Source organism: endosymbiont of Galathealinum brachiosum (assembly GCA_003349885.1).
Classification (GTDB): Bacteria; Pseudomonadota; Gammaproteobacteria; order SZUA-229; family SZUA-229; genus SZUA-229.
Genome location: QFXC01000013.1, coordinates 1 through 13,935 on the forward strand (window position 1 = coordinate 1; position 13,935 = coordinate 13,935).

General features: G+C 35.6%; 8 protein-coding genes. 4 read left to right on the plus strand and 4 right to left on the minus strand.

Annotated features, from left to right (window positions below; all coding sequences use genetic code 11):
• Positions 1-645 precede the first annotated feature (645 nt).
• The 4 genes from DIZ80_12875 to DIZ80_12890 all read left to right on the plus strand — a co-directional run bounded on the left by DIZ80_12875 (position 646) and on the right by DIZ80_12890 (position 6,952).
• Complete coding sequence (locus DIZ80_12875; protein ID RDH81011.1) at positions 646-2,817, plus strand: hypothetical protein; 2,172 nt, start codon at positions 646-648, stop codon at positions 2,815-2,817.
• Between the two features lie 57 nt (positions 2,818-2,874).
• Positions 2,875-4,380, plus strand: a complete 1,506-nt coding sequence (locus DIZ80_12880; protein ID RDH81012.1) for a hypothetical protein — start codon at positions 2,875-2,877, stop codon at positions 4,378-4,380.
• 6 nt (positions 4,381-4,386) lie between these two features.
• Positions 4,387-5,832 (plus strand): hypothetical protein, encoded by a 1,446-nt coding sequence (locus DIZ80_12885; GenBank protein RDH81013.1) that lies wholly within the window; start codon positions 4,387-4,389, stop codon positions 5,830-5,832.
• 70 nt (positions 5,833-5,902) lie between these two features.
• A complete protein-coding gene (locus DIZ80_12890) occupies positions 5,903-6,952 on the plus strand; it encodes a hypothetical protein (GenBank protein ID RDH81014.1) in 1,050 nt (349 codons plus the stop codon).
• Positions 6,953-7,094: 142 nt separating this feature from the next.
• Here the strand turns inward: DIZ80_12890 and DIZ80_12895 are convergent, their stop codons facing one another.
• The 4 genes from DIZ80_12895 to DIZ80_12910 form a co-directional block, all read right to left on the minus strand.
• Entirely contained in the window at positions 7,095-7,628 is a 534-nt protein-coding gene (locus DIZ80_12895) for a hypothetical protein (protein RDH81015.1), read from the minus strand.
• Positions 7,629-7,665: 37 nt separating this feature from the next.
• The gene (locus tag DIZ80_12900; protein ID RDH81016.1) at positions 7,666-10,572 is read right to left on the minus strand and encodes a hypothetical protein; all 2,907 of its coding nucleotides are present in this window, start codon (positions 10,570-10,572) and stop codon (positions 7,666-7,668) included.
• Positions 10,573-11,284: 712 nt separating this feature from the next.
• On the minus strand, positions 11,285-11,818 hold the full coding sequence (locus tag DIZ80_12905) for a hypothetical protein (GenBank protein RDH81017.1): 534 nt from the start codon (positions 11,816-11,818) through the stop codon (positions 11,285-11,287).
• A 41-nt stretch (positions 11,819-11,859) separates the two neighbouring features.
• Positions 11,860-13,092: a hypothetical protein gene (locus DIZ80_12910; GenBank protein ID RDH81677.1), complete on the minus strand. Its 1,233-nt coding sequence runs from the start codon at positions 13,090-13,092 to the stop codon at positions 11,860-11,862.
• Between the last annotated feature and the right edge of the window lie 843 nt (positions 13,093-13,935).

Consider the following 13,935-nt stretch of genomic DNA (forward strand, 5'->3'; position numbering starts at 1 on the left):
CATCCTCATTTATAATTTTTTAGTTTTAGAAATATAATAAAATCATTTCATGCCTGAAGATAATGCACAGCCAATACCAAACACATATTTATTATTAACAATCAATAAGTTACCTAGCTAGATATGAAAAAAAATGTTTTTTATAACCGAAAAAAACAATAATTGAAAAAAATACCGACAATATAGTAATTTACTGTGACATATGTAACAAATACACCATACATTAAACCTTAACAATATCATGAAAATAAAAAGCCCGTATATTTTACTAATAAAAACAATAGGTTAAATATTTTCCTTTAAATAATCGCTGTCGAAATACTTTACACAACTTATTTATTGACATAGAAATCTGATAGCTTTTATCTAAAAAACACACATATAACTGTAGATACTATAAAAAAACATTCTGTTTTAACCAATTTAAAGCCAATGTTTATACTTAATTAATAAAAACACGTATCGCACAATATTATTTATGCCTAAAACTACATACTACATATATCCATTAAATTAATATAAAAATCATTTCACTAAACTTAAGTAAAGTCATATGTTAATTTTCTACAACGAGACAACATTCATAAAATAGCTTAGACTTCGTACTTACTATTAAACCCTTATCACAGCCGTTGTATATTAATAATGAACAAAAAATTTCAAGAAATCTTAGCTCTTGCTCAAACAGGGAAAGTAGATGGAGCATTACAAAAAAGCATAAAAGCTGTAAAGAAAAAACCAAAAGACATTAACTTTATATTATTAACCGCAAGTTTGTATGCTCAATTAAATGACTTTGATAAGGTTATTACTTATTGTTTAAAAGCTCTCGATTTAGATAAAAACAATGAAAGTGCTTTATATAATATTGGTATCGCCTTTTTAAAAGCGCATGATTATAAAAATGCCCTTCAATATAACAACAAGGCCATTGCACTAAACCCCAAAAACCCAAAAACACTTACCAATGCAGGTTTAGCTAGCTGGAATTTAGGTGATTTTGACAGCGCAACAAACAAATATATTGCTGCTCTTAAATTAGATGCCAATAATGCAAATACACATAACAATCTTGGTTTAGCTTATAAAAGTTTAAAAACTTATGATTTAGCAATAGAGCACTTCCAGAAAGCTATTAAATTGCAGCCAAGCATGGCAGAAGGTTTATACAACCTTGGCATCACCTTAATTGACACGGGTGATACATCAGGTAATGAATACGTTGACCGGGCATTATTGACAAACCCCAACTACCCTGAAGCAAACAACTTTAAAGGCCTGGCATTATTTGAAAACAACCAAAATACTCTGGCTATTGAGCATTTTACAAAGGCTATAAAAAACAAAGAAGACTACTTTGAGGCATACTGCAACCTTGGTAATGCATACATGCAAGATAGACTCTTTCATGCAGCTGAAAAAATGTACCGCAAAGCCATAGAATATAAGCCAGACTATGCAAATGCACTCAATAATTTAGGCAATGCCCTTCTAGATCAGGAAAATTATAGCCAACACTACGAAGAAGCTGAAGCGCTATATTTAAAGGCTATTGAACTTTCACCTGACATTCCAGATGCTTATAAAAATCTTGCGGTATGTTATCAAGGACAAGGCAAGCACGACCTAGCACTTAAATACTTTAATGAATATGACATAAAAATACCCAATGATGAAGTATGTGTTGCAGGCATGGCATCTATTTACGAACACCAGGCAAATCATGATCAGGGCCTGGAAATAATAAAACCATACCTTGATAAAGAAGAAGTACACACTGAAATTGTATTAGCGTACGGAAAACTGGCAAAACATCATAAACTTGAAGAACATGCTATTACACTATTAGAAGCTTTGGATGACGAGCAATTAATAACCAAGCATAAAGTAGAAAAATATTTTGCCTTAGGTAAGTTATATGAATCATCCAAAATTACGGATAAGACATTTATAAGTTACAAAAAAGCCAATGATCTTGACGAAGACAAACATGATTTAGATGAAACGAAAAAAATGTTTAACAACATTAAAGAGTATTTCACCAAAGAAAAAATACAAAGTTTAAAACGATCTGAAAACAATAGTGATATGCCTATTTTCATCGTTGGTATGCCGCGATCTGGCACTAGTCTTGCCGAGCAAATTTTAGCCAGTCACCCGACGGTATATGGCGCAGGTGAGTTAGAGAACATTCATAACATTGTGCAACAAATTGCAGTAGACCTTAAACCAGCTGATTCATATCCACAGTGTCTGGATAATATGAGCACAAAATATGCAACTGAAATTGCAACTCAACATCTGACAACACTCCAGGCTATGTCACCAGATGCTGCAAAAATTATCGATAAAATGCCACATAACTTTCTAGGCCTGGGAATAATTAATTTACTGTTTCCAAATGCGACCGTTATTAACTGCTTGCGAAGTTCAATAGATGTGTGTCTTTCCATCTATTTCCAGCATTTCAATAAACACCACTCCTACTCCAATAGCCTTGAAATGCTAGGCAAGTATTACAATTTATACGCTGATTTAATGGAACACTGGAAAGACACATTAGATATAAATCTCATCGAGCTTAAATATGAAAATGTAATAACCAACCCGGAGCAGGAAATAAGAGCACTTTTAGAAAAATGTAATTTGGAATGGAATCCTGCCTGCCTTGAGTTTCATAAAAACAAGCGTACGGTTATGACACCAAGCTATGATCAGGTAAGACGCCCTATCTATACTAGCTCAGTGGAAAAATGGAGAAAATACGAAACCTTTTTACCGGAATTAATTGATAACCTTGGCGACAGGGCTTTTTAAAAAAATCATTTTATATAATTAATACGACATTACTACAACACAGTTATTGGAAGAACATTGGCAAATATAAAACCTAAAGAGTTGAAAGCAATCAACCAGGCAAGAACTCTCATTTCTCAAAACAATGCACTTGCAGCCAAAGAGTCACTCTTAGCCTACTCGGCCAAAAGCAAGCTTAGCCCCTACGGTGGTTATATTTTATGCCTAAGCCATGCACTATTAGGTGAGTTTAATCACTCAAAAACACTTGCCTTACAACTATTAAAAAAAGACCCTCAAAATATTGATACGTTGAAACTGCTAGGCAGTTCATACCATGAACTGCGTGACTACAGCGCAGCTTCTAAAGCATTTACTAAAGCCGTTAATATCAATAACCAAGACATAACTGCACTATCCAATCTAGCAGGCGCATTAAAAGAAGAAGGTAAATTAGAAGAAGCAGAAAAATACTTCACCTCCTCCCTTCAAGTAAAAAGAGCACAACCAGCCGCCTTAACAAATTATGGCTTACTCAAACAAATGACTGGTAACCTGAATGAAGCGATTCTATTACATCAAGAAGCTTTAAATTACGATAACCAGAACCTGACCATGATATATAACCTCGCTTTCGCTTTAAGTGAACAGGGTTCATTTGATCAATCATTGGAAATATACGAGCAAATTTTAAAAATAACACCACAAAATATAAGAGCTATTTGTGATGTTTCACAAATTTACATTAAACAAAAGAGACTTGATGAAGCACTAAGCCTGCTTGATAACGCAAAATCAATTAATTCTAATGATGAACATATACATTTAAATATGGGCGTAATTTACAAATTAAAAGACCAGTTTGAAAATGCGGAAATCAGCCTTAGAGAAGCACTCAGAATCAACCCTAACAACTCAACTGCACAATACTATTTATCAATAGTTACTGGTGATACATCTATTCAAAGCTCGCCCGAAGACTATGTAACAGACCTGTTCGATGGATATGCTGAGACATTCGATGAACAATTAGTTGGTGAATTACAATACAAAACACCAACGCTAATTGGAGAACTGGTTAATAAATATATTTCAACCGACAGAAAATATAATATCTTAGATTTAGGTTGCGGAACTGGCTTAGCAGGGATTCACTTTGCCGATGTATCAGAAAAGATGGTAGGTATAGATTTATCACCCAAAATGTTAAACAAAGCCAAAGACAGAAATATTTATGATGAACTACTGGCTACCGATATAGAAAAATACTTTAACACATATGATTTTAAGCCAGACATTGTTATATCTGCTGATGTATTTGTATATATTGGTGATATTGACAGCATCTTCTCATGCGTATCAAACGCAATGAATGAAGGCGGAATATTTGCATTTTCAACAGAAGACACGACGGATACCGACAGTTTCCGACTTAAAGATTCTGGTAGATTTTCTCATAGCGAGACATACATCTCTGCGCTTGCTAAGAAATATAATTTTTCTATTGCCGAACAAAAAGCGACGACCATTCGTCATGAGGCAGGAAAACCTATCCAGGGAAAAATTTACATTCTTCAAAACTAATAAAGCATGGAAAAAATAGAGTCTCTGTATAAATCTGCACTTCACCTGATATCTACAGGTGATTTTGCAGGCGCAAAATTAAAACTTTTACTCTTACTAAAAAAATCACCTGCGTACGCACCTGCGTATTATCAAATGGCTTTAATCAACTTACATCAGGATGATGATAAGCAAGCCATAGCAAACTTAATAAAATGTATTGATATAAATATCAACACATCAAATGCTGCTCTACTTTTAGCTGAAACACAGCTACGCAATTCCCAACTAACAGAAGCCTTAGCAACTTACACTAAGACTGCACTACTTAAAGATTTCAAACAAGAAGCCATTTCAGGTCAGGCGAAATCACTTAGATTATTAGACCGAACACAGGAAGCATATGACCTTATACAACAAGAGGTTGATATCACTGACCACCCTTCACTTATATTAGCATTTTCAGAGATATGCATTGAGTTAAAATGCTATTCAGAAGCAACGGATAAAATAGAACGTCTCTTGTCAAAAGAAAATATGTCAGATATTGAAGTAAAGAAAAATTTATTACATACACTTGGAAAGTTATATGACAAGGAAAAAAAATATAAAGAGTCCTTTAAAGCACATAAAGATGCTAACAATTTAACACCTCATCTATATTTGCCAAACAACTTCAACCAATTGACGTTTAGAATTCAAAACACTTATTCAGAAGATTTCATTAACCATTTTCCAAAATCAAATAATAAAAGTAAGCATCAACCTATTTTTATAGTAGGTATGCCGAGATCTGGCACTAGCTTACTGGAACAAATTCTATGCTCTCACTCGGAGATATATGGAGCTGGTGAGCGTAACGAGGTACAACAAGCCATTTCCTTTATGTGCAAAGGCGGCTACCCTGAAAAGATGCAAGCCATCACCTCAGCCCAACTTGATCAAGCTACGAAATTTTATACGAATAGCGTCTGCTCAAAAAGGCATAAATATACGATCGACAAAATGCCACATAATTATCTACACATTGGCGCAATACTTCAGTTATTTCCTGAGAGTAAAATAATTAATATCACCAGAGACCCAATTGATAATTGTCTTTCCATCTATTTTCAATATTTCAACAGTTCTCACCGATACGCAACTAAACTGGATAATATTGCCCATCATTACTCAAGATATAATATGTTGGTAAGTTATTGGAAACAGCTCTTCCCGGACAATTTAATTAACATAAAATATGAAAACATCATCAACAACACAGAGTCAGAAATAAAGAGTTTGCTAAATCATTTATCACTAGAATGGGAAGACGGATGTTTAGAACATTATAAAAATAAACGACACGTTAAAACAGCTAGCCAACAACAGGTAAACCAACCTATCTACAATGAATCCGTAAGCCGCTGGAAAAATTATGAAGATGATATCCAACCCCTATTAACTCAGTTAAAGTCATATGACTTAATATAAAGCGCTTAAATTCAATACAAACCTATAAAAAGTAGACATATAGTCTTTATAAACTATATATGATAACAATATGAAATATAAAATTTCTAACGATGACATACTCAAACCGGAAAATTATTTTCACAAGTTTGATTTAAGAAATAATCAGGTATCATTTTTAAAAATGGATAGGGACTCATTTAAAAAAAGCCCATTTTTAGACCATAGAATTCAATGCGCGTCTATTACATCAACTTCTATCGACTTAACAGATAGCTGTATAGAAAGCTTATTTTCCACCAATCACCACTACACATGTAATTTTATCTTTCACACAGCATATTGCTGCTCAACCTTACTTAGCCGTGCAGTCGACATATCGAATAAAACAATGGTTTATAGAGAACCCGTGACTCTACACCAATTAGCTGTAATGCAACGTCGAAAAGAAGAGTTCCCTGAGCAACACATTAATTCATGGGACAAATACTTTCATTTTACTTTGAAAATGCTTTCAAAGACCTGGTCTAAGAATGAAATTTCCATCATTAAACCAACAGACTCTTGTAATAACATAATTCCACAAATAATGACCGTATCAGAGAATTCCAAAGCCATTTTACTTTACTCAAAACTGAAAGACTTTATAGCTTCCAATTTAAAATCAGAAGGCAGACGCAAGTTTTTAAAAAATTTTGTAATGCGCTCAACCAGAGATGCGAAAAAATATTCAATATTTAACTCCATCAACCCTGAAACATTAGACGATGCTAAATCTGCAACATTTGTCTGGATGGTTTCAATTATGCTTTATCTAGATGCTATTGATAAAAGTGCACATTGCAAGACTTTAGATGCAGAGAAGTTACTTGATGATCCATTTAATAAGCTCAAGCTTGTTAGTAAACATCTAAGAATCAATCTGACAGATAATGAGATTGAAGATATTCTAAGTAGCCCTTCATGGAATAAACACGCAAAAAATACAAACGATGTTACTTATAGCAACGCAGATCGACAAAAAGAAAAAATTAATGTTCTCAAACAGAATGCAAACCAAGTAGAAGAAGCTATAAAATGGTCTCAATCTATTTTTAACTGGGAAGATGCTCTTTTAAAACTAGAAAAAGTCGCTTTATAATTTTCACGTATACGAAACATTTACAGAAAATTAATAAATTATAAAAACTTAATAGAAAATACTTTTTATTATCTATCTTTCACAATTAAAAAGGGCTGCTAAATAAGCGGCACTTTTTAATTAATAGACTTATGAAACTGCATTACGCTTTACGGCGTTTTGCAACTCCAAACAATCCAATAAGACCTGAACCAAATAACCATACAGCAGCAGGTACTGGTACTGCAGATACAGACGCCAATGTTGCAGAATTTATAGCGGTATCATCAAAGTTCCCATCGGTATAAGTACCACCGATAAGAAGTGAAGCACCCTCAGCAGCTGTAAAATCAAAACTAAAGCCTAAAACTGAGCTTCCAACTTCACCATAGATATCACCACCAAACTGACGCCATCCGTTCCCGAAAACATCACCTAGATCTGAATCACCACCACCTACATTTGAAATACTACCTGACCCTGTAATATCCATTATGAAGTCATAACCATAACTGGTATCACCTTCAACATCATAATAAAGATCCAAACTCGTTGTACCCGCAGAAAGCGACAATGTATTTTGCGAACTTAAAAATGGATTTGCACCACTTTCAACGACCCAAACATTCATTGCTTGCGTTGATGCTGATCCCATAATTAACAGTATTGAAATAACATACTTAATCATTTTTTTCATATTTAACATCCTTCTCTCTTTTTATTAATACTATTTACTAATTACCCGCCGCGACACATACCTGACGAAGACCTGGAGGCAAACCGAGTAATGAGCGTTGAATTATGACGGCATCGGTATTTGTGCATGCACCATCGCCACTCACATCGCAGAAATCAACTTCAAACTTTGATGGTAAACCGATCAAGTGGCGCTTAATTAATACGGAATCTGTATTGGTAATTTTACCATCGCCATTAATGTCACCACACTGACACGCATCACCAATACCATCGGGGGAATTTGAATCAAGGCCACCATTATCTTTTTGATCTTGATTAAATGTATTGGGACAGTTATCAACCAGGTTTTGAATACCATCACCATCTGTATCAAATGGATCAAGGCTAGGTGCTGCATTAAAGTTGGCATAAAAACCAATAAACGGACCATCCACCATGGGTGAACCATTGATACCATCACCATTTACATCCGTTGAAACTAACATCCACGTAGACGCTGGATCAGGAGCTGAACCTGCATCACCACCAAACAAATTATTTTTAATATTCGACACGCCATCGGCATCATCCCATACCGCATCTCTATTCCAGACATTAACCATATCAATATTGGTATTTCCATTCCAGTCGATAAGAATATGTGCACCAACCTGCCCTTCTTCTACGGTCATACTTAAGAACTGCTCTGTTTGAGATTCAGATAAAGGATTATTACAAACATTCAATCCAGCCTCTAGTTGCCATACTGCACATGTAGTATCAAAAAGATAAGTACCAGGACCAAACACGCGGATATGATGAGTCACCCATGAAAAACCAAACAAGGGTTGGGGAAGCTCTGAACTAATAGTCATATTAAAATTAATATCGGTCTCAAACGTATTAAACGACTCATCCCAATTAAATACGACATCATTAGTGCCACCAAAGGTCGAACCTTCAGCCGTTAACAAAGTGAAATTTCCACCACCCTCATTAAGTCTAAATTCTACTTTTCGTGTCACTTGTACCGCTGAGTTTGAATCACTGTCTGTCACATCGTAATAAACGGTGTAAGGTCCATTATGCTCACTCGCTACAATTGAATTCACAATGGATGATGAGTTATCACGAATAGTAATATTATGTATCAAGTAATTTCCTAGTGCGCCAACACCGGCTGATGTTCCTGATGTGGTAATGGCCGTTAAGTCACCATCTTGTACATCATGCACATTGAAACCTTGTTCTACATATACATCATCTATAACTAAACTTACGTCACCGCCAACTAAAGTGATAACGGGTTCTGATCGGGTTACGGTTACGACCTGATTACTTTGTGTTTCGTTTGGCGTGTTTGCGCTATCTGTTGCAAAGTACCTTAAGGTACTTTGCAATGTATCTTGCCCAGCTGGGACAACAAAATTTACAGAATCCGTTGTTGTCGCCACTCCACCAAAAACAGGGTTACAGTCATTATTGGCATCAACAGCTGTTGCCATTGGCACAACATAATTATCAGCCTGACTAGATTCAATATTGATTGAAGCACCACCGAAAATGCTAACAATCGGTTTTGCTGTATCAACAATATTAATGCTTCTGGTTTCTGTAATTGCAGCTAACGGTGCGCCAGATGCATTACCCTCGCCTGAATCTGTCACATCATAATTAATCAGGTATGTATTTCCATTTTCGTTAAGTGTAAGCCCTTCGATGGTATTACCACTAACCACAATATTTTGTGTTAATACATTATCATCATCTTGTGGATCGGATGCAGTTGCACCGGCATCAAAATATGCCGTACATGCCTGATGAACAAATGGGTTATAACTGTTAATCGTTAAAACGGGACCATCAGGGTCTGTAACGAAAACGGTAAGAATTGCAGGTGCAGATGTATTACCGGCGTAATAGTCATTCAAAGGCTCATCATAAGCACTGTCTGTGCAACGATACTCAACCTGATACGAACCAACTACATCTGTATTAACGTTACTATTGACAGTAAAACTTAACCTAGGATTAACCCCTGGTGATTGAGTTATGATATCAATACCATCTCTATTATCTGTACAAGTGACCGTTACACCCGGGTTATATGGGTCAAACGAACTTGCACTGGTAAAAATATTATCATGACTTAATGTAACCACGGGCGGTGTTGTATCAGCAATATAGCCTGTAAAAGTTAATTTTGAGAAATCAAAATTTGCACTAAAACCCTGAAATGGGCCATTATCCATCGGCGAACCACCAAGACCGTCATCACCTGTGATTGAAACTCCATCCGTGTCTAAAGTAGATGTTGCAATAGGTAAAGGCCCCATTGGAAGCATTCCTTTCCTCATGCCGTCAGTGCCACCAAGCACACCCGTACCATCAATAACATCACCATTTTGAATGCTCGCTAATGAGGTTAACAAGCCTTGCATATCAATAACGACTGATATAGAAATGGAGCTATTACCATTCCAATCGAATAACATATTGGCTAGCCATAAAGTCCCTGTTGGATCACTCGCATCATCCAGATCGGTTAATGTAATATCATGGGGAACAGCAGGGCCTGAAGCAAAAAAATCAAATGGGTTAATTGTCATGGAACCCGTCCCTGCACCTGTATCAATCGTTAAGTTACCACCTAATTGAGTACGAAAACCATAATGCCATGTGTAATCACCGTAATACGGGTAACTTGTATTCATAATTGGATCACCACTGGGACTTACAATGGTAAAAAGAGCATCACCTGGTCCAGTACATGTACCTGTTGAACAGCCACCATTTTCAAAGGTAAACTCATAAACATCAGCTTGGGCACTAGATAACGAGCCAGCAGTTAAAATAGTTGCAATAGCCGTAGAAATAAATGTTTTTCGGATAGTATTTACTGGTTGTTTTTTCATCATTTTTTTCAGCCCGAGTAATTTATAATTTATTTTAATTAAATTCAAAAATATTATGCTTTACAAATGAAGCTGACATTAACTGCTAGATAGTTTCATGGAAATTCCTTTTTCATTTCTACTTTTTATTTTTTCATTAGATGTAATTGCAAGCTACGTGCCATACTCTACCTCCCCCATTCAGGGGGCTTTGTTATTCTAATGAATATTTTAACCACCTAAAACTGTAAATAATCCCGACGAATCCCCCGCTTAAATAAGCTAAATCGACACATTTTATATAAGAATATAACTCTTTATTAAATACTAATTAATAAATACAGCTAGAAAATCTGAACATATGCCACATATCAATTTCATGTCTGATCACCAATAAACAAGAATTAATAATTTGTTAATAATTGTTAAAAAGGTTTTTGAGCGGTAGAAAAATTTAAATTATAAAGTTTTCGTCATACCTGCGAAGGCAAGTATCCCGTTTCTTTAGTTAACAAAAATCACTGGATCCCGACTTAAAAGCATACCTGGATGATGAAGCTTAGTTTTTCTGAATTATCTGGTTTCGTGTAAAGTTTTCATAAAATATAAACAATTCACGCATATAGCCCTGAACAACATTACACCTTATTAAAAACAATTCATTAATAAGCTTTTCTATCGGCTATTAATTACACATAAATCTCACATTAATTTTTAATTATTTACAGACATAAAAAAGGCCGCCAATAGAGCGGCCTTTAAAAAGATTATTAAGTATTTACTAAGCGTTACGACGCTTAGCAAATGAGCATAACCCTATAAGACCTGAACCAAATAACCATACAGCAGCTGGTACTGGTACTGGTGATACCGCTGCCAATGTTGAAGCGTTTATAGCGGTATCATCAAAATTTCCATCGGTATAAGTACCAGCGATAAGAAGTGAAGCACCCTCAGCAGCTGTGAAATCAAAACTAAAGCCTAAAACTGAGCTTCCAACTTCACCATAGATATCACCACCAAACTGACGCCATCCGTTCCCGAAAACATCACCTAGATCTGAATCACCACCACCTACATTTGAAATACTACCTGACCCTGTAATATCCATTATGAAGTCATAACCATAACTGGTATCACCTTCAACATCATAATAAAGATCCAAACTCGTTGTACCCGCAGAAAGCGACAATGTATTTTGCGAACTTAAAAATGGATTTGCACCACTTTCAACGACCCAAACATTCATTGCCTGCGTTGATGCCGACCCCATAATTAGCAACATTGCCGTGATATGCTTTATAATTATTTTCATTACTTCTACCTCATTACTTCATTTAATTTTTTAAATATTTTTTAATTACCAGCTGCTGTACATGTTTGACGAATGCCTGGTGGTAAACCAAGTATTGAACGCTGCACTAAAACTGCATCGGTATTCGTACAATTACCATCGCCGTTTACATCGCAGAAGTCAGCATCAAAGCTTGATGGTAAGCCTAATAAATGACGTTTCATTAATACTGCATCTGAGTTAGTCACTTTGCCATCCCCACTTACATCACCACATTGGCATGCATCACCAATACCATCTGCTAAAGTTGAATCAACACCACCTTTATCACTTTGATCTGCATTTGCAGTATTTGGACAGTTATCAGTAAAATCATCAATACCATCACCATCAACATCACTTAAATTAGCAATCTGTTGAGAAATACCGCTTTCATCGTTGTTGTATGCATATTGCCCAATAACCGAAGGAACATTACTCAAATCTGAATACGCTGCGTAATCCATTGCTTCAATTACACGAATACCATCAGCACGTAAGATATAAGCATAACCACCATACGAATGATCTTGCCATGTACCACCGGCAGTAGTACATGAGGTCTCATCGGTCGCATCTAGCAATCCAGTATATTTTTTAACGCTAGTATTAGTAAGACCTACTCCACCAACCCAGTCAGGATTCAATATTCCGCATTGAGCTTTGCCTGCTTTTTCAAGCACCCCAGCACCCATAAAAGAAACCAAATTATACTGATTTGGATCTGCAGGCGCTCCACCTACTTGCGCAGTGTGAAGAAGAGGATCAGGACTTGTATTATTTACAACAGCGCTAGCACTATATACTTGAGGGTATTGCCCTAGCTCATTACGCACATCAACAGAAACCGTTCCGTAACTGCGCATTTCAAAATCTCTAACAATTTCAGTACTGCTGTAGGTGTATACGCCGGGCGATGTTTGATGGTAAACATCGAAAGCGAAATCAAAGGTAATCTGGCCAGCCATAGGCTCTAGTGCACCCGGATTAGTTGCCATTACCGAACCACACCAGCCTTTAGCATTAGATAAAACATAGGGCTGGAATGCGATATTTGTGTAGTATGTTCCGTCTACCTGATATTTAGGATCAGTGTCGGGCAGTGTACCGTGGTGCTCGTATGTGTCATAAAGAAGAAACGTCATGTCTTCCTGAGCAATAAAATAGTCGCCATCTGTATCAACAAGCATATTATTAAATGTTGAACCACCTTTTGTGGTGTATGCCCATTTATAAAAATTAACGGCACCATCCATATTACTACCACCGAACCAGGCACCACCCGTAACATCAGGTCTGTGATTATAAGTAGCATCAGGCGTCAGGTAATCAGGATCTCTGGTAACAACATGCTGTCTTTGGCCCACAGAATCGGCATTAAACCCGTTAACAGGTTCAAAATCAGTTGCTGTTCGACCATTTGGACCAATAAAACCCCAGTCATCAAATGTAATGGTACCAACATTACCGTATGTGGCTGCATCGATGGTTTTAACGTGAATATCAGCTTGCACTGGAATCGCACCAACGCTAACCCCTATGACCATTACAAGGCCCGCTTTAACAAATGACTTATTATTTTTCAACATGACGAATGTGCCTTTTTTCATTTAATATTTAGTTTAGAAATATCCGTATGTTGATACTAATTTTTATTATTTAGCCTGTATGTAATAAAACACACATACTCTTATATTATTAGAACTTTTTATTAATTAGTTAAAAAAACCAGCTATATTTTTAATTTCAAATCTTATCTATCAATACAACACATAGAACATATCAGCATTAATCTAGTTATATCCTTATATCAAGCTATTATAGGAGACTTACTATTACTCTCAATTCAAACTTATCTACTCAATAATAATTTAATTTTAATGATACTTAACTATAATACAGGACATTTACTCGCTAATAACTCATAAATAATGTAAATTTTTTAATAAAAAGTGTAAATATTTTACAATTACTAGATATAAATTAATTTTAACGACATCTTACTGATTTCATTAAACTTAATGAGAATTCACAAAATATAAAAATTGGATAAATAAAAAACACCAAGATACTTTAACTATTGATATGCAAAAATATTC

What these genes read in the sequence shown, in the direction of transcription:
- DIZ80_12890 (RDH81014.1), top strand. Translation starts at nt 5,903, where the DNA reads ATGAAATATAAAATTTCTAACGATGACATACTCAAACCGGAAAATTAT.
- DIZ80_12885 (RDH81013.1), top strand. Translation starts at nt 4,387, where the DNA reads ATGGAAAAAATAGAGTCTCTGTATAAATCTGCACTTCACCTGATATCT.
- DIZ80_12895 (RDH81015.1), bottom strand. Translation starts at nt 7,628, where the DNA reads ATGAAAAAAATGATTAAGTATGTTATTTCAATACTGTTAATTATGGGA.
- DIZ80_12905 (RDH81017.1), bottom strand. Translation starts at nt 11,818, where the DNA reads ATGAAAATAATTATAAAGCATATCACGGCAATGTTGCTAATTATGGGG.
- DIZ80_12910 (RDH81677.1), bottom strand. Translation starts at nt 13,092, where the DNA reads ATGGATGGTGCCGTTAATTTTTATAAATGGGCATACACCACAAAAGGT.
- DIZ80_12875 (RDH81011.1), top strand. Translation starts at nt 646, where the DNA reads ATGAACAAAAAATTTCAAGAAATCTTAGCTCTTGCTCAAACAGGGAAA.